Annotated in this window: 18 protein-coding genes; 4 read left to right on the top strand and 14 right to left on the bottom strand. The window is 74.6% G+C overall.

Annotated features, from left to right (window positions below):
- Positions 1-58: 58 nt before the first annotated feature.
- The 3 genes from ACQP1P_RS14330 to ACQP1P_RS14320 all read right to left on the bottom strand — a co-directional run bounded on the left by ACQP1P_RS14330 (position 59) and on the right by ACQP1P_RS14320 (position 4,319).
- Complete coding sequence (locus ACQP1P_RS14330; RefSeq protein ID WP_433086863.1) at positions 59-1,900, bottom strand: IPT/TIG domain-containing protein; 1,842 nt, start codon at positions 1,898-1,900, stop codon at positions 59-61.
- Positions 1,901-2,013: 113 nt separating this feature from the next.
- Positions 2,014-3,612, bottom strand: coding sequence for an FAD-dependent monooxygenase (locus tag ACQP1P_RS14325; RefSeq protein WP_433086861.1), 1,599 nt, complete (start codon positions 3,610-3,612; stop codon positions 2,014-2,016).
- A 320-nt stretch (positions 3,613-3,932) separates the two neighbouring features.
- Entirely contained in the window at positions 3,933-4,319 is a 387-nt protein-coding gene (locus tag ACQP1P_RS14320; RefSeq protein WP_433086859.1) for a hypothetical protein, read from the bottom strand.
- Between the two features lie 75 nt (positions 4,320-4,394).
- Here ACQP1P_RS14320 and ACQP1P_RS14315 point away from each other — a divergent pair, with 75 nt between their 5' ends.
- The 4 genes from ACQP1P_RS14315 to ACQP1P_RS14300 all read left to right on the top strand — a co-directional run bounded on the left by ACQP1P_RS14315 (position 4,395) and on the right by ACQP1P_RS14300 (position 7,049).
- Entirely contained in the window at positions 4,395-5,561 is a 1,167-nt protein-coding gene (locus ACQP1P_RS14315) for a sensor histidine kinase (protein ID WP_433086857.1), read from the top strand.
- Positions 5,558-5,827, top strand: coding sequence for a hypothetical protein (locus tag ACQP1P_RS14310; RefSeq protein ID WP_433086855.1), 270 nt, complete (start codon positions 5,558-5,560; stop codon positions 5,825-5,827). The genes ACQP1P_RS14315 and ACQP1P_RS14310 overlap by 4 nt, the downstream gene beginning before the upstream one ends.
- Positions 5,824-6,483, top strand: a complete 660-nt coding sequence (locus ACQP1P_RS14305; protein WP_433086853.1) for a response regulator — start codon at positions 5,824-5,826, stop codon at positions 6,481-6,483. Before ACQP1P_RS14310 ends, ACQP1P_RS14305 begins: the two co-directional genes overlap by 4 nt.
- A gap of 137 nt (positions 6,484-6,620) precedes the next feature.
- Positions 6,621-7,049 (top strand): hypothetical protein, encoded by a 429-nt coding sequence (locus tag ACQP1P_RS14300; protein ID WP_433086851.1) that lies wholly within the window; start codon positions 6,621-6,623, stop codon positions 7,047-7,049.
- A gap of 16 nt (positions 7,050-7,065) precedes the next feature.
- Here the strand turns inward: ACQP1P_RS14300 and ACQP1P_RS14295 are convergent, their stop codons facing one another.
- From ACQP1P_RS14295 to ACQP1P_RS14245, 11 genes are read right to left on the bottom strand one after another with little or no spacing between them, the layout of a single operon-like run.
- Positions 7,066-7,719: a GntR family transcriptional regulator gene (locus ACQP1P_RS14295; protein WP_433086849.1), complete on the bottom strand. Its 654-nt coding sequence runs from the start codon at positions 7,717-7,719 to the stop codon at positions 7,066-7,068.
- Between the two features lie 14 nt (positions 7,720-7,733).
- Positions 7,734-8,498 carry an SDR family NAD(P)-dependent oxidoreductase gene (locus ACQP1P_RS14290; protein WP_433086847.1) on the bottom strand — a complete coding sequence of 255 codons (765 nt, stop codon included), beginning with the start codon at positions 8,496-8,498 and terminating at the stop codon, positions 7,734-7,736.
- Positions 8,488-9,345, bottom strand: coding sequence for an acyl-CoA dehydrogenase family protein (locus tag ACQP1P_RS14285; protein WP_433086845.1), 858 nt, complete (start codon positions 9,343-9,345; stop codon positions 8,488-8,490). Before ACQP1P_RS14285 ends, ACQP1P_RS14290 begins: the two co-directional genes overlap by 11 nt.
- Positions 9,342-10,427 carry an acyl-CoA dehydrogenase family protein gene (locus tag ACQP1P_RS14280; protein ID WP_433086843.1) on the bottom strand — a complete coding sequence of 362 codons (1,086 nt, stop codon included), beginning with the start codon at positions 10,425-10,427 and terminating at the stop codon, positions 9,342-9,344. Before ACQP1P_RS14280 ends, ACQP1P_RS14285 begins: the two co-directional genes overlap by 4 nt.
- The gene (locus tag ACQP1P_RS14275; protein WP_433086841.1) at positions 10,424-11,563 is read right to left on the bottom strand and encodes a CaiB/BaiF CoA transferase family protein; all 1,140 of its coding nucleotides are present in this window, start codon (positions 11,561-11,563) and stop codon (positions 10,424-10,426) included. The genes ACQP1P_RS14280 and ACQP1P_RS14275 overlap by 4 nt, the downstream gene beginning before the upstream one ends.
- Positions 11,560-12,306 (bottom strand): enoyl-CoA hydratase-related protein, encoded by a 747-nt coding sequence (locus ACQP1P_RS14270; RefSeq protein ID WP_433086839.1) that lies wholly within the window; start codon positions 12,304-12,306, stop codon positions 11,560-11,562. The genes ACQP1P_RS14275 and ACQP1P_RS14270 overlap by 4 nt, the downstream gene beginning before the upstream one ends.
- Positions 12,303-12,824, bottom strand: coding sequence for a GlcG/HbpS family heme-binding protein (locus ACQP1P_RS14265; protein WP_433086837.1), 522 nt, complete (start codon positions 12,822-12,824; stop codon positions 12,303-12,305). Before ACQP1P_RS14265 ends, ACQP1P_RS14270 begins: the two co-directional genes overlap by 4 nt.
- Complete coding sequence (locus ACQP1P_RS14260) at positions 12,821-13,123, bottom strand: NifU family protein (RefSeq protein ID WP_433086835.1); 303 nt, start codon at positions 13,121-13,123, stop codon at positions 12,821-12,823. Before ACQP1P_RS14260 ends, ACQP1P_RS14265 begins: the two co-directional genes overlap by 4 nt.
- A complete protein-coding gene (locus ACQP1P_RS14255) occupies positions 13,110-14,156 on the bottom strand; it encodes an amidohydrolase family protein (RefSeq protein ID WP_433086833.1) in 1,047 nt (348 codons plus the stop codon). Before ACQP1P_RS14255 ends, ACQP1P_RS14260 begins: the two co-directional genes overlap by 14 nt.
- Positions 14,153-15,244, bottom strand: coding sequence for an ABC transporter permease (locus ACQP1P_RS14250; protein ID WP_433086831.1), 1,092 nt, complete (start codon positions 15,242-15,244; stop codon positions 14,153-14,155). Before ACQP1P_RS14250 ends, ACQP1P_RS14255 begins: the two co-directional genes overlap by 4 nt.
- Positions 15,244-16,014 (bottom strand): ATP-binding cassette domain-containing protein, encoded by a 771-nt coding sequence (locus tag ACQP1P_RS14245; protein WP_433086829.1) that lies wholly within the window; start codon positions 16,012-16,014, stop codon positions 15,244-15,246. Before ACQP1P_RS14245 ends, ACQP1P_RS14250 begins: the two co-directional genes overlap by 1 nt.
- Positions 16,015-16,020: the final 6 nt, after the last annotated feature.

Below are 16,020 nucleotides of genomic sequence, written 5' to 3'. Positions count from 1 at the left end.
CACGGGCTGCTCGCGCGGTACGCGGGCGACCGCGCCACCGAGCGGCACGGTACGCGGGCTACCGCGCCGCTCGGCCGAACCGCACGCGCGGGCGGGCGAGCACGGCGCCGGTCAGCAGCATGGCCAGGCCGGCCAGGGCCATCGGGCCCGCGGGCGCGCCGGTGACGGCCAGGCCGCCGCTCGACGCGGCCGCCCGGGGCGCCACGGTGACGGTCAGCTTCATCGCACGCGGGTTGCCCGACGGCGCGACGCCCTGGGCGACCAGCGTGTGCACGCCGGAGCCGAGGGAGGCCGGCACGGTGACCGACTTGCTGAAGTCGCCGTTGCCGTCGGTGACGACGGTGCCGAGGGTCAGCGGCGTGGAGTACAGCGTGATCGTCGCCGTCGAGTGGGCGGCGAACCCGGTGCCGATCACCACGATGTCCTGGCCCGGCGCGGCGGTGTTGATGGCGCCCTTGTCCGTGGTCAGGGTCAGCGGGGTGTCCGGCGGCGCGGTCGGCGGGACCGGCGCGGACGGGATGACCGGCTCGCTCGTGGCCGGCTCCGAGGCGCCCAGGGCCGAGTTGGCCACGACCGACACCGTGTACTGCTGCCCCGCCGTCGCCCCCAGCACGCAGCTGAGCGGGGTCGGGTCGGTGACCAGGGTGGTGCAGGTCGCCGGGCCGGGCGAGGCGGTGACGGTGTACCCGGTGACCGGCGCGACGTGCGGCGTGGCCGCCGTCCAGGTCACGGTGATCGAGGACGTGCCGGCGGTGGCCGTGACCGGGCTCGGCGCGTCGGGCGGGGCCGGGCAGGCCGGGATCGGCGCCTGGTAGAAGACCTTCTTCAGGGCGGGCGTCCGGCCGGCCTTCTTACCGGCCTGGTCAGCCCTGCCGGCCTTGCCGGCCCTGCCGGCCTGGTCAGCCTTGTCAGCCCTGCCGGCCTTGCCCGCGTTCTCGGCCCCCGCGACCTCGTCGTAGCCGAACTGGTTCGCCGCCGTGACCGTGCCCTGCGAGGTCGTCAGGGCCAGGTCCACGAACCCGATCGGGTGCGCCGGCGCCGTCACGGTGACCGTGGTGGAGTTGAGGACGGTGAGGTCGGTGCCCGCGACGCCGCCGAAGGTCACCGCGGTGGTGCCGGTCAGGTTGGTGCCCGTGACGGTGATGGTGGCACCGCCCGCGACGTTGGCCCAGTCCGGCAGGAACGACGTGATCGTCGGGCCCGGCGCCGTGTAGGTGAAGCCGCCGGTCACGGTGGACGTGCCGAAGGGCGTCGTGACCGCCACGTCGACGGCGCCGGCCGCGTGGGCGGGCGTGGTCGCGGTGATCGACGTGGCGCCGCTGGCCGTGATCGTGGCCGCGGCGCCGCCGAAGGTCACGCCGCTCACGCCGCTCAGGTAGCTCCCGGTGATCGTCACGGCGGTGCCGCCCGCCGCCGGCCCGGTCCCCGGCGCCACCGACGACGCGACCGGAGGCAGGGGCAGGGGCGGGATCACGATCGGCGGGACGACCGGCGTGTAGGTGAAGGTGCCGCCGCTGACCGGCGAGACGCACGTGCCGACGGCGACCTGCACGGTCGCCGGGCCGGCCAGGCCCGCGGGCGTGACGGCGGTGATCTGGGTCGGGCTGTCGACGGTGAACGACGTGGCGTCGGAGCCGTTGAAGGTCACGCCCGTCGCGCCGGTGAACCCGGTGCCGGTGATCGTGACCGTGGTACCGCCGGCGGCCGTGCCCGTGGCCGGGCTGACCGTCGCCACCACCGGCTGGGTCGAGACGCTGGCGAGCCGCGGGGCGGCGGTCCCCTGCTCCGGCGGCGGCGCCGCGGTGGCCGCCGTGAACGCGCCGAGCACCAGCAGGCCGAGCGCGATGTTCGGCAGCGGCGACCCCCGCCGCCCCGAGCGCCGTCTGAACCACCTGAACACGCAGAATCCCCCGTCCGTACGACCCCGGCGGTGGTACCCCACCGCCGACGTGACCGTACCGGACAAAAACTCACATGTCCGGAAAAATGCTGATAGCGAAGGTATTGCCGGACTCAGCCGCGTGCGCGGCGGCCGCAGACGTGGTCCAGGATCGCGTCCCAGTCCTCCGGCACCGTGTCGTCGCGCCAGGCGACGTGCTGGTCGGGGCGCACGAGCACGAGCCGGCGGCCCCAGCACGCGCGCACCGCCGGGTCGAAGACGGGCAGGTGCGCCACCGGCAGGCCGCGCGTGCGCGCCACGCCCGCGAGGGCCTGGCCCCGCGCGTCGTCGGTCAGGTCGACGAGCGTGAGCTGCGGCCCGAGCCGGTCGAAGAGCTGCCCGCCGTCGGCGAGGCGAACGGCCGGCGGGCGGCCGCCGGGCCACGTGCTGGGCGTGATGCGCGGCCCGTGCGGGACCGGCGGGAGGCCGCGCTCGTGGCACACGACGGGCGAGGACGCGTACCGGCCGCCGTAGGACATCCCGGGGTCCTCGGCGAGCGCGGGCTCCTGGCGCAGGAACCCGGCGAGATAGTCCCGGGGCGCGCCCGCGGCGGCCAGGCGGGCGAACCGGCGCCGCGTCTCCAGCACGCGGGCGAGCAGCTCGCGGTCCATGAGCGCGCGCGGGCGCCGCTCCGCCTCGTAGCTGTCCAGCAGCGCGGGGCCGCCCCAGCCGTGGTGCACGGCGGCGAGCTTCCACCCGAGGTCGACCGCGTCGCCGATGCCCGTGTCGGCCGCGTCCCCGGCCGGGCGGAACGCGTGCGCGGCCTCGCCGGCGAGGAAGATCGCGCCGCGGCGGTACGCCCGGGCGACCGGCAGCGTGTCGTCCCAGTCGTGCACGCCGAGCACCTCGACCACGGCACCGAGCCGCTCGCGCAGCTGCCGCGCGGGGTCGAGCGCCGCGCCCGCCGCGACCGGCAGGTGCCCCACCCAGACGTGCCGCTCGGGGTGGGACCGCAGCGTCAGGGCGCCGACGACGAGCGTGGACAGCCCGGGCCCGCGCGAGTGCAGCGCGAGGTCCTTGCTGCGGAAGCGGATGGCACGGTACTGCGTGTGCGCCCCCGGCATCGCCTCCAGCCCGATGCCGGCGCAGCGCCGCACGGTGCTGCGGGGCCCGTCGCAGCCCACGACGTACCGGGCGCGGATCGTGTGCTGCACGCCGTCGCGCAGCTCGACGGCCGTGGCGGTCGCCCCGTCCCCGTCCGCGCGCACCCCGGCACACGCCCAGCCCTCCCGCAGGTCGACGAAGCCCGTCGCGCCCATCGCGGCGCGCAGCACCTGGCCGAGCGGGCCGCGGGCGATGTGCTGGTGGTGCTCGGCGGGGGCGCTGCCGTCGTTGACCGTGGCGTACCGTTGTACCAGCTGGCTCACCGAGGGCCGCGGGGCGACGAGCACCGGGGGCCGGTCGAGGCCGCGGCTCCACACGACGTCGGTGGCCTCGTCGGCGCCGACGCCCGCGCGCCGGATCGCGGCCGCGAGTCCCAGCCGCCGCAGCAGCTCCATGCTCCGGCCGCCGAGGTGCTCCAGCTGCAGCTCCGGCGTCGTCGCGTCGGACCCGCCGCGGTCGAGCACCGTGCTGGCGACGCCGTGATGGGCGAGCTCGAGGGCGAGGACGGCCCCGACCGTCCCGGCGCCCACGATCAGTACGGGCGTGTGCAGTGTCGTCGCGGCCGCCACACCAACCTCTCTTGTCGCCTGGTTGCGGGGTGATTGTGGGGGCTCGGGCGGATCGCGCAATACAGCCGTTCGGCCCCCTGATTCCGTTACGGCCCGCTCGGTTTCCCTTGTGCGCGGGTCGCTGGTCCGATTCCCCGTGCGCGCGTCGCCGCTCCGCTGTGCGCGGGTCGCCGCTCCGCTGTGCGCGGGTCGCCGCTCCGCTGTGCGCGGGTCGCCGCTCCGCCGTGCGCGGGTCGCCGCTCCGCCGTGCGCGGGTCGCCGCTCCGCCGTGCGCGCGTCGCCGCTCCGCTCTCACCACGCGGCGGGTCGCCGCTCCTCCCTCACCGCGCGCGGCGGCGGACGATATGTCCGGCGTTGCGCGACAGCGGCGACAGCGGCGACAGCGGCGACAGCGGCGACAGCGGCGACAGCGGCGACAGCGGCGACAGCGGCGACAGCGGCGACAGCGGCGACAGCGGCGACAGCGGCGACAGCGGCGACAGCGGCGACAGCGGCGACAGCGGCGACAGCGGCGACAGCGGCGACAGCGGCGACAGCGGCGACAGCGGCGACAGCGGCGACAGCGGCGACAGCGGCGACAGCGGCGACAGCGGCGACAGCGGCGACAGCGGCGACAGCGGCGACAGCGGCGACAGCGGCGACAGCGGCGACAGATATGTCGGGCGCTGCGCGCCACGACATATCCGATTTTTCGCCCGACAGGGCATACACCAGGATTCAGCGCGGCCCAACCGTACTTTTGGCCGGTACGCAAGGCGTCGGCCGTTCGTAGCCTGGAGCGCGTGACGGCCTGGAACCGCTCGGTGGACGCGGCGCTCGTAGTGGGCGGGGGCATCCTGCTCGCCGCCGCCGCGCTGGCGCTCGCGGCCAGCTGGGGCGGGGCCTCCTGGGTGCCGGGGCTGATCGCCGGGGCCGCCGTCATCGTCGCCGCGCTGCTGCGCCGCCGAGCGCCGGTCGCGTCCGTGGGCGCCGGGCTCGCCGTGGCGGTCGCGGCCGTGGTCGCGGCCCGGGTCACGGGGCTGCCGGTCGAGCCGCAGCCCGGGCTGGCGCTCGGGCTCGCCGTGCTGGCCGGCGACGCGGTGCGCCGGTTCGAGCCGCGGGCCGCCGCCGGAGTCGCGGGCGGGGCACTGCTCGTGCTGGCCGCCGGTCCCCTGCTCTCCGCGCGCGCCTCGTCCGGCGGGGCGACCGTGGTCGCCGTCGCCGACGTGCTCGTCTGGGTCGCGGGCGTGGGCGGCGGGCTCTGGCTGCGGCTGGCGGGGCGGCGGCGACAGGACCTGGCGGAAGCCGTACGGCGGGAGGAGCGCCTCGCCCTCGCCCGCGAACTGCACGACGTCGTCGCCCATCACGTCACCGGGATCGTCGTGCAGGCCCAGGCCGCGCGGGTCGTGGCGGGGCGGCACCCGGAGCGCCTGGAGGGCTCGATCGCCGGGATCGAGGAGGCCGGCTCGGAGGCCCTGGCGGCGATGCGGCGGATCGTGTCGCTGCTGCGCGACACCGGGGACGCGGCGCCCGCCAGCGGGGAGACGGAAGGGCTGGAGGCCCTCGTGCGGCGTTTCGAGGACGGCGACACCCGTTCGGTACGGCTCCGCCTCCCCGACACCGCCTCCGCCTGGCCGCCGGAGCTCACGAGCACCGTGTACCGCATCGTGCAGGAGTCCCTCACCAACGTGGCCCGGCACGCGGCCCAGGCCGCGACCGTCGACGTGAGCGTGGTGCAGTCGCCGGCCGGCGTGACGGTGTCGGTGACCGACGACGCGCCGAGCCCGGCCCGGGCCGGGCTCGGGCCGCGCGCGGGCGGGTTCGGGCTGATCGGGATGCGAGAGCGCGTCGAGGCGCTGGGCGGCTCGCTCGAGGCCGGTCCGCGCTCGCCGCGCGGCTGGGCGGTGACGGCTCAACTGCCGCGGCTCACGCCACCGCCGACGCCGACGCCGGCGGGACGACCGCAGTGAACAAGTCGAACCACCGCGAGATGCGGCACGACAGCGCGTACGCCGCGGCTCACGCCACCGCCGACGCCGACGACGGCGGGACGACCGCGGTGAACAAGCCCAACCACCGCGAGATGCGGCACGACGGCGCGTACGCCGCGGCTCACAACGACGCCGACGACGGCGGGACGACCGCAGTGAACAAGCTGGGACGACGCGGGGTGCGGCCTGACGGCGCAGGGACGACCGCGGTGAGCGAGCCGGGACCTCGCGGGGTGCGGCGGTGACGATTCGCGTGCTCATCGCCGACGATCAGGCCATGGTGCGGGGCGGGCTGCGGCTCATCCTCGAGGACCAGGACGACATCGAGGTCGTGGCCGAGGCGGCCGACGGGGTCGAGGCGATCGAAGCCGCCCGGCGGCTGCGGCCCGACGTGTGCCTCGTCGACATCCGGATGCCCCGGCTCGACGGGCTCGAGGTGACCCGGGCGCTCGCCGGGCCGGCCGTGGCCGAGCCGCTGCGCGTCATCGTGGTCACGACGTTCGACCTGGACGAATACGTGTACGGCGCGCTGCACGGCGGTGCGGTCGGGTTCATCCTCAAGGACGCCGGGCCGGCGCTACTGGTCGAGGCGGTGCGGGCCGCGCACGCGGGGGATGCGCTGGTGTCGCCTTCGATCACCGTACGGCTGCTGCGGCACCTGAAGCGCCCGGCCCGCGCGGCGCTGGCGGCGTCGAGGCTGTCGGAGCGGGAGACCGAGGTCGTGCGGCTCATCGCGCGCGGGCGGACCAACCAGGAGGTCGGGGCGGCGCTCTTCATCTCGCTGAGCACCGTGAAGAGCCACGTCTCGACGATCCAGGCCAAGCTCGGACTGCGCAACCGGGTCGAGATCGCCGCCTGGGCCTGGGAACACGGCATCGCACACGAAGACCGGGACGGGTGAACCCGGGCACGATCCAGGCCAAGCCCTGACCGCGCAACCGGGTCGAGATCGCCGCCCGGGCCGGGGAACACGGCGTCGCACACAAAGACCGGGACGAGTGACCAGAGGCGCGTCCGGGACCGTTACGATCGCCGATCATGACCGAGTACGCGCTGTACGCCTGGGGCAACTTCCTCTACGAGACCGGGCTGGACCGGATCGGCGACTGGCTCGCGCCGGAGGTGCTGCGCGGCGAGCGTGTCCTGGTCAACGACGACCTGTGCCTGTCCGACGCGGGGCCGGCCGAGGTCGACGCCGCCGCCTCGCTGTTCGAGGTCGGCGACGGCGCGTGGGTGCTCGGGCGCGACCTCGCCCGGCCGGCGCCGGACGGCTGGCGGGTCGTGCGCATGCGGCTGGTCACCGACAACACGGTCGCGGGCGCGGAGGAGCTCGTCGCGCGGCTCGACGAGGAGGGCACCGAGCTGGGCCCGGCCGACCTCGAGGACAACCCGCTGCCGTTCGGCACGCTCGTGGCCGCGTGGGAGGACCCGAACGGGCAGTGGGACCTCGCGCTCGTGCGGCTCTAGGCCGCGACGGCGGCGCCTACGCGACCTGGTCCTTGCGCGCGTGGCCCAGCGTCGCGCGGGCGGCCAGGATGTGGGCGCGCATCACCGAGCCGGCCCAGGCCCGGTCGCGCGCCTCGAATGCCTCCACCAGCTCCCGGTGGTGCAGCATCGAGCGGGCCATCGCGGCCTCGTCGTAGCGGCGGAAGGTGTGGTTCACCAGCGGGGTCTGGACCACGGCGCCCAGCAGGGCGCTGAGGCGGCGGTTGCGGCCCGCCTCCAGGATGATCGCGTGGAACTCGGTGTTGCACATGGCGACCCGGTCCGCGCGGTCGGAGGCGGGCACCGCGGCGTGCTGCTCCATCACCGAGCACAGGTCGCGCAGCCGGTCGGTCTCCCCGGCGGTGATGCGCGCCGCGGCCAGCTCGGCGCCGTAGCCCTCGAGCAGGGCCCGCAGCTCGAAGATCTCCTCCAGGTCCTGCCCGGTCCAGGACGGTACGGTCGCGCTGCGGTTGGCCGCCCAGTCGACCAGGCCCTCGGCGTGCAGGCGGCGCAGCGCCTCCCGGATCGGGGTGCGGCTCACCCCGACCGTCGCCGCCAGGTCCTCCTCGGACAGCTTGTCGCCCGGCCGGTAGACCTGGTCGAGGATGCGGCTCTTGATCGAGTCGTACGCCTGCTGCGCAGCCCGCCCCATGGAACCCTCCAGAGCTAGACGGACGCCGTGGAGCCCGCGTTGACGGTGTACTCGGCGCCGGTCACCTGGCGCGACGCCGGGCCGGCGAGGAAGCGCACGACGGCGGCCACGTCGGCCGGCTCGTTCATGCGGCCCAGCGGCAGGTGGCGCATCGTGTGCACGAAGTGGTCGGCGGCCGCGTCGACGTCGATGCCGAGGTCCCGCGACAGCGAGCCGAGGAAGGTCTCCATCGTGGACGTGCGGGTCGGGCCGGGCGCGACGGTGTTGACGCGCACCCCGGCCGGCCCGAACTCCATCGACAGCGCCTTGGCCAGGACCAGCAGCGCGGCCTTGGTCACCGCGTAGTCGACCAGGTACGGCTTGGGGTGCCGCGCCCCCTCGGAGCCGATGTTCACCACGCTGCCGCCGCCCCGCGCGGCCATGCGCGGGATGACGGCCCGGCAGAGGCGCACGCACGACATGACGTTGATGTCCCAGGTGCGCTGCCAGGCGGCGTCGTCGATGGCGGCGAAGGACTCCCGGTAGGGCGCGACGGCGACGTTGTTCACCAGGATGCCGGCGTCGGCCGCGGCCTCGGCCACGAGCGCGGCGCCGGACGGGGTGCCGAGGTCGGCGGTGACGGTACGGACGCCGGGAATGCCGTCGCACGCGGACGGGTCGAGGTCGGCCGCCACGACCCGGCAGCCCTCGGCCGCGAACATCCGGGCGATCTCCAGCCCGATGCCGGAGCCGGCCCCGGTGACCACCGCCGTGAGACCAGCGATCGAGTCAGTCATCATCGCTCCAGAAGTACGATTCGCCCTGGACCGCGACCCCGGCCGCCAGCAGGGCCTCGGTCGCGAACTCGGGCTGCCACAGGTCCCGCCACGCCCACAGCCGCCGGGTCAGCCGCTCCAGCCCCAGCTCCTGGGTCACCCCGATCGCCCCGTGGACCTGGTGGGCGATGCGGGCCACGGCGCCGGCCGCCCGCGCGGCGACCGCGTGCGCGCTCAGGACCGCGACCTCGTCGTCCACATCGGACAGTGCGGCGGCGAGCGCGGCGCCGGTGAGCACCGACTGGGCGTGGGCCTCGGCGACGAGCACGGAGACGGCCTGGAAGCGGGCGATCGGCTTGCCGAACTGCACGCGGGTCTCGGCATATTCGGCGGTACGCCGGGCCGCCCCCTCGATCGCCCCGGCGAGCCGCGCGGTGTGCAGGACCCGCCAGCGCAGCAGCGCGTCGCCGTCCCCGGCCCCGTCGACGGGCAGCTCGTCGACCGGCTCCCCGGCGAGGTTCTCCCCGAGCCGGAGGCCGTCGGGCGCGACGACCCCGCCCGAGGGCACCAGCACGGTGTCGCACCAGCGGCCCCACGGCACCAGCAGTTCCCCGCCCCCGAGCGGCAGCGCGACCCCGGTCGCGCCGCCCAGGGCCCCCGCGTACAGCTCCGGAATCGGCGCCGAGAGCCCGGCGGCGGCGACGGCCCGCACGACCCCGGCGAGATCGGCGAGGTCGCCGCCGTAGGAGGGGTCGAGGGCCAGCTGGTGCCACTCCTCGTCCCGGGCCGTACGGAACACGGCCCGCATGTCCGCGGCCGAGCGCAGCGCGGTCACGGCCGCCGCGGCGACGGCGTCCACGGTGGAGCTCATCGGGCCCCCTCCAGTGCCGAGCGCGCGACGACCACGCCGAGGACCTCGGTGGTGCCGCCGCGCAGCGAGAACCCGGGCGCGGACAGCTGCGCGTCGGCGAGCATCGCGGCGAAGCGGGGCCACGCGGCCGCGCCGACGCCGGCCCGGGTCAGCTCGCGGGCCGCCTCGATGACGTCGACCTCGAAGCGGTTGCCCAGCAGCTTCAGGGTGGCCGCGGCCGCGATGGGCGCCTCCCCCGCGTCCATGCGCGCGGCGACCTGCCGGCCCAGCGCGCGCAGGGCGGTGAGCCGGGCGACGAGCTCGCCGAGCCGCGGGCCGCCGCCGCTGTCGAGCATGAGGCGCAGCAGCGGGTAGGTGCTCAGCACCCGCTCCGGGCCGCCCCGCTCGAAGGAGAGCTGCTCGGTGACCTGGGTCCAGCCGTTGCCGACGGTGCCGAGGACCCACGCGTCGGGCACTGTCGCACCGTCGAGGAAGACCTCGCAGAAGTGCCCGGGGCCGCGCAGGTCGGGGATGCGCCGGACGGTGACGCCGGGCTGGTCGAGGTCGAGGACGAACTCGGTCAGTCCCTCGTGGCGTTTCGTACCGTCCGAGGTGCGCGCGAGGACGTAGGCGTGCGTGGCGCGGTGGGCGTTGCTGGACCAGACCTTCTGCCCGTGCAGTGCCCAGCCGCCGTCGACGCGGGTCGCCCGGGTGCGCACGGAGGCGAGGTCGGAGCCGGCGTCGGGCTCGCTCATGCCGAGGCAGAAGCGGGCCTCGCCGGCCGCGATCCGGGGCAGGATGTGCCGCCGCAGCTCCTCGGTGCCGAGCCGCGCGACGGCCGGGCCGATCTGCCGGTCGGCGATCCAGTGCCCGGCGACGGGCGCCCCGGCGCGCAGCAGCTCCTCGGTGAGCACGAACCGCTCGGCGAAGCCGCGGCCGTGCCCGCCGTACTCGGGGCCCCAGGTGAGCCCGATCCAGCCCTCGGCCCCGAGCAGCCGGCTGAAGTCCTCGTCGAAGCCGGCCAGCCACGAGTCGCAGCGGGGCTCGAATCGCCCCTCGCGCCGCCACTCGTCCAGCCGCGCCCGGATCTCGGCGCGTTTCACGAGCGCCCGCCCAGAATCTCGTCGTTGTGCTCGCCCAGGGTCGGGGGCGGGCGGTAGGCGACGGTCGGCGTCGCCGAGAACCGCATCGGCGCGGCGATGGTGCGCACGGTGCCGACCGCCGGGTGCTCGGCGAGCGAGACGACGCCGCGGGCGAGGAGGTCCGGGTCCTGCAGCAGTTCCTCGTAGCCGGCCAGGGGCGCGCACGGGATGTCGAGCTCGTCGAGGACCTTCAGCCACTCGGCGGTCGTGCGGGTCAGCATGATCTCGCCGACGATGCCGTAGAGCGCGTCGGCGTTGGCGATGCGCTTGCCGACGGTGTCGAAGCGCTCCTCGGCGAGCACGGCGGCGCGGCCGGCCCGGTCGAGGAAGCGCCGCCACTGCCGCTCGGTGTAGATCATCACGCAGAGGTGGCCGTCGCGGGTGCGGTACGGCCGCCGGTTCGCCGCGGCCGTGCGCGGGTACACGGGCGGCCCGGTCGGCGGCTCGAACGTCCAGCCGTCGAGCTGCTCGAGCAGGCCGAAGGCGAACATGGTGTCGAGCATCGGCACCTCGACCCGCTGGCCCTCGCCGGTGGCGTCGCGGTGGCGCAGCGCGGCGAGGATCGCCACGGCGGCGGTGATCCCGGCGAGCTTGTCCGCGACCGGGGTGATGACGTATCCGGGCTCGTCCTGGTTGATGCTCTGCAGGGCGGCCAGCCCGGAGGCGCCCTGGATGATGTCGTCGTAGGCGGGGCGGTCCGCGTCCGGGCTCTGCTCGCTGAAGCCGGGGATGGCGCAGTACACCAGGCCGGCGTTGGACGCGGAGCAGTCCTCGTAGGACACTCCCAGCCGCCGGGCCGCGCCGGGGCGCATGTTGTGCACGAGCACGTCGGCGGTGGGCACGAGCCGGGCGAAGTCGGCGCGGCCCTCCCGCGACTTGAGGTCGAGCACCACGCTGCGCTTGCCGCGGTTCATGTTCAGGAACACCGCCGCCATGCCGGGGACCGTGGTCGCGCCGAGGTGCCGGGCGATGTCGCCGCCGGGCGTCTCGATCTTCACCACGTCGGCGCCGAGGTCGGCGAGCAGGAGGGTGCAGTACGGCCCGGAGAAGGTGCTGGTCAGATCGAGCACGCGGACGCCGTGCAGCGGGGCGCTCACCGCTGGGCCCGCCGGCGCAGCGACCACATCTGCGAGGCGCGCTCGGCCTCCATCGCCTGCTCCCACTCGACCGCGGACGGCCCGATCGAGCGGCGGAACGAGGCGGTGATGCGCCGGCTGAGCTCGGGGTCGGCGGGCGCGGCCGCGGCGAGGGCCAGGGCGTGCGCGTCGACCTCGTCGTCGGCGACGCACGCCCAGGCCAGGCCGGTGCGCAGGGCGGCCGGCCCGTCGAGCTCCTGGCCGAGCAGCGTGAGCGCGGCGGCGCCGGAGCGGCCGAGGGCGGCGGCGGCGAGCAGCAGGTGCCCGCCGCCGGGGTGCAGGCCGATGGCGCCGAAGCCGGCGAGGATGCGCGCCCGCTCGGCCACGACCCGCACGTCCGCGGCGAGCAGCAGGTTCACGCCCGCGCCGACGGCGGCGCCCCGCACGGCCGCGATGACCGGCACGCCGAGCCGGCCGAGGCGGTAGAAGGAGTCGTACACGACGCCGAGGTCGGCGTAGCGGCGCGGGTCGGCGGGGTCCTGCGCCACGTCGTCGAGCAGCGCCCGGTGCGCGCCGGCGCAGAAGTGCCCGCCGTTGCCGCGCACCACCGCCGCCCGCACGCGCGGGTCCGCGTCGACGCGGGCGACGACCTCGCCGAGCTCGCGCGCCATGTCGAGGGTGAGGGCGTTGCGCCGGCCGGGCGCGTCGAGCGTGATGACCGCGACGCCGTCGGTGACCTCGAGGCCGACCTCGGCGGCGGTCACCCGAGCACCGCCAGGCCGGCCCGCGCGACCTCCATGTCCTGGGTGTAGTGGCCGCCGCTGACCCCGATGCCGCCGACGACCGCCCCGTCGACCTTGATGGGGAAGCCGCCGCCGAAGGTCACCAGGCGGTCGATGCCGGCCGGGGCGCCCATGGCGAGCGGCCCGTCGTCCTTGATGAAGTCGTACCACCCGTCGCTGGACAGCCCGAAGCCGACCGACGTGTACGCCTTGTCCTGGGCGAGCTGGACGGTGACGAGGGGCGCGCCGTCCATGCGCTGGAAGGCCTTGAGCACGCCGCTCTCGTCGCACACGGCCACGGTGACGGGCAGCCCCATCGACTCGGCCTGCGCGACGGCGGCCTCGATGGCGGCGACCGCGGCGGCGTGCGCGATGGTCGCCTTGCTGACCACGGTGGACGACGGCGGCACCGGGGCGGACTGCTCCTGGTAGGGCAGGAACGGGTCGCGCTGGCGGCCGCCGCTGCGGCGGGTCCGCTGGTAGCCGAGGTTGGCGCTCATGACTGCTGCTCCTCCTTGATGCCGAACATGCGGGCGATGCGCTCCTCGGCGAAGCGGGACACGCCGCCCTCGCGGGAGACCGAGCGGACGCCCTCGACCTGCAGCAGGGCGGGGCGGACCAGGGCGCCCATGGTGACCGGGGCCGACGGGCAGGCCCGGCAGCGGCCCTTGAAGCTGATGTGGGCGTCGCCCTCGTCGTTCACCTCGACGGTGATGCCACCGCCGTGGGCCTCGACGAGCTGGCGGACCTTGCCCTCGAGGGCGAGGTCGGCGGCCCGGTTGACCTCAGCGACGTCCACGGCGCACCGCCTTCTTCGCGGCGTCGGCGGAGCCCTTGCCGTACAACTGCTGGACCTTCGCCTCGACGTCGATGCCCATCATCCTGGCGTAGTTGAGGCCGAAGATCTTGGCCTTGATCTCGTCGGTGAGCTCCGGGTAGCCGTAGCCCTCCTGCAGGTCCTCGGGCATCGTCATCTCGGCGAACAGGTCGATGTAGGCCTGCACCTTCGGCCAGACGAACGCCTCCGAGCCCCACAGCAGCCGGTCGGCGCCGACGTGCAGCAGGCACTTGCCGATCGCGTGCAGCGCCGGGCGGGGCGCGACCGGGTACTGGTTGATCCACGCCGTCAGCGCGAGGTGGATGTTCTCGTAGCGCGAGGCGATGTTGATGGTCTCGTCGATGAACGGCTCGCCGAGGTGGTGCACGATGAAGTTCATCTCGGGGAAGTCCTGGGCGGCCCGCTCGAGGTCGTAGGGGGCCAGGTCGATGATGTGCTGGGTGTTGAACGCGAGTCCCTTGTGGAACTGCACGTTGGTCACCCCGTTCTCCAGGCAGGTCTCCCAGATCGGGTAGGCCATGTCGGGGTCGTCGATGCGCCACGAGACCCCGCCGGAGTGGGCCTGGTAGAACTTGAAGCTGACCGCGCCCCACTCCTTGATCTGGCGGACGGCCTCCTTCTTGGCGCCGTAGCGGCCGTGGGTGATCGGGTCGACGCCGCCGCAGAAGAGCACCCGGTCCGGGTAGGCCTCCTTGAGCTTGTAGTTGTTCTCGGCCGGGGAGAAGCCGAGCTTCCAGCCGCCGTGGGAGGGCACCGTCTGGGCCATCGCGATGTCGGTGTCGGACTCGTCGAACATGATGCGGTACGCGTCCTCGACGGACAGCTCGCGGTCGGAGATGTCGTCGTAGGGGTAGCCCGGGGCGGAGAACTTCTTGGCGTACTCCACCAGCGCGTTGGTCCGCTGCCGCCCGCCGCCGTACGACTCGTCGAAGTTGTCCTCGGTGAGCTTGTACATGTGGATGGCGTTGTCGAAGATGAAGAAGTCGTTCTTCACGAGGTCCCACTTTCCGGGTGTGCTGGGTCTGCTTGCGAAGCTTCGAGCCGTTCGACGTGACGGACGGCCAGCTGACGGCGGCGGCGCACGGCCAGGCCCGCGACGGAGACGCCCACGATGACGGCGACGCCGTTGAAGACGCTCTCGATCCACGTCGCGGCGCCCAGGTGTTGCAGGCCGGCGATCGTGAAGCTCACGAAGTACGCGGCGATGACGGTGCCGAGCATGTTCACCCGGCCCGGGCGCAGGACCGCCGCGCCGAGGAAGGCCGCGGCGAAGGCCGGCAGGAGGAACTGCTGCCCGACGGCCGGCTGCCCGGAGCCGATCCGGGAGGCCAGCAGCAGCCCGGCGAGCGCGGCCAGCACCGCGGCGCCGACGAACGCGCGCAGGGTGTACGCGTTGACGTTGATCCCGGCCCGGGCGGCCCCGCGCAGGTTGCCGTCCATGGAGTACATCCGCTGCCCGAACGGCGTCCAGACGACCACGAACTCGAGCAGCAGGATCACGGCCACGAGGTAGATCAGCGGCAGCGGCACGCCGAGCAGGTCGCCGCGGGCGATCGCGGTGAAGCGCTCCGGGACGTCCTGGAAGATGACCCGGCCGCCGGTGATCATGTAGAGCAGGCCCATGAGCACGCTGCCGGTGGCCAGGGTGGCGATGATGGACTGCATCCCGAAGCGCAGCACCAGCACGGTGTTGAGCACCCCGACGACGACCGCGGCGGCGAGGACCACGAGGGCGGCGAGCCAGATCGGCACGCCCTTGACCGCGATCAGCCACACCGCGAGCCCCTGGGCCAGGCCCAGCATCGGGCCGACGGAGGCGTCGAGGTAGTGGGCCAGCAGCGGCAGGGTGGCGGCCAGGGCCACGATGACGGTGACGGTCTGGTTGACCAGGATGAGGCGGAAGTTCGTGGTCGTGAAGTACGTCTCCGGGCTCAGGATCGAGAACACGGCGATGACGAGCACGAGCAGGCCGATGAGCCCGAACTTGCTCACGGCGCCGACGAGCCACTCCGACGAGCTCTGCCGGGACCGGTCGGCGCTCTGGCGAACGACGACCGGCGGCGGCGCGAGATTGGTGGACATTACGCGGCGTTCCTCTCCAGCGCGGCGGAGCCCTGCACGATGAGCTGCACGCACCGCTCGACGTCCAGCTCGCTGGTCGGGCCGTGGTGGACCCGCCGGCCGCCCTTCATCACCAGCAGCCGGTCGGCGAGCTCGAGCAGCTCGGGGATGCGGTGGCTGATGACGACCACGGCGTACCCGCGGTCGCGCAGCCGCACGATCAGGTCGTTGACCGCCCGGGACTCGGTGGTGCCCAGGGCCGCGGTCGGCTCGTCCATGACCATGACCCGGGGCTCGCCGGCGGCGACGAGCGCCCGGGCGATGGCGACCATCTGCCGCTGGCCGCCGGAGAGCCCCTCGACGAGCACGTTCATGTCGTGCAGGTCGATGCCGAGGCTCTCCAGGACGGTCTGCGTGCGGGCGCGCATGGCCTTCTTGCGCAGGACCGGCAGCCCGGGGACGGTGCCGGTCCACTCGCGGCCCAGGAACACGTTCTCCACGACGCTGAGGTTGTCGCTGAGCCCGAGGTCCTGGTAGATCATCTCGATGCCGGCGGCGCGGGCCCGGCCGATGGTGTGCGGGGCGAGCCGCTCGCCCGCCACCCGCAGGTGCCCGCTGTCAGGCGCGATCGCCCCGCTCACCATGTTCATGAGCGTGGACTTGCCGGCCCCGTTGTCGCCGACGACGCCGAGGATCTCACCCGGTTGTACCTCGAAGGACACATCCGACACGGCACGCACCCGGCCGTACGACTTCGAAACGCCGACGACCTCCAGGACCGGCTCGCTCACGCCGTC

The organism is Dactylosporangium sp. CA-052675 (genome assembly GCF_050947935.1).
In the GTDB taxonomy this organism is placed as follows: Bacteria; Actinomycetota; Actinomycetes; order Mycobacteriales; family Micromonosporaceae; genus Dactylosporangium.
This window is presented reverse-complemented; position numbering and strand designations above follow the sequence as displayed.

Bases quoted from the DNA above. Each gene is read 5' to 3' on its own strand.
- ACQP1P_RS14250 (WP_433086831.1), bottom strand. From the start codon at position 15,244: ATGTCCACCAATCTCGCGCCGCCGCCGGTCGTCGTTCGCCAGAGCGCC.
- ACQP1P_RS14290 (WP_433086847.1), bottom strand. From the start codon at position 8,498: ATGATGACTGACTCGATCGCTGGTCTCACGGCGGTGGTCACCGGGGCC.
- ACQP1P_RS14295 (WP_433086849.1), bottom strand. From the start codon at position 7,719: ATGGGGCGGGCTGCGCAGCAGGCGTACGACTCGATCAAGAGCCGCATC.
- ACQP1P_RS14285 (WP_433086845.1), bottom strand. From the start codon at position 9,345: ATGAGCTCCACCGTGGACGCCGTCGCCGCGGCGGCCGTGACCGCGCTG.
- ACQP1P_RS14300 (WP_433086851.1), top strand. From the start codon at position 6,621: ATGACCGAGTACGCGCTGTACGCCTGGGGCAACTTCCTCTACGAGACC.
- ACQP1P_RS14265 (WP_433086837.1), bottom strand. From the start codon at position 12,824: ATGAGCGCCAACCTCGGCTACCAGCGGACCCGCCGCAGCGGCGGCCGC.
- ACQP1P_RS14320 (WP_433086859.1), bottom strand. From the start codon at position 4,319: ATGCCCTGTCGGGCGAAAAATCGGATATGTCGTGGCGCGCAGCGCCCG.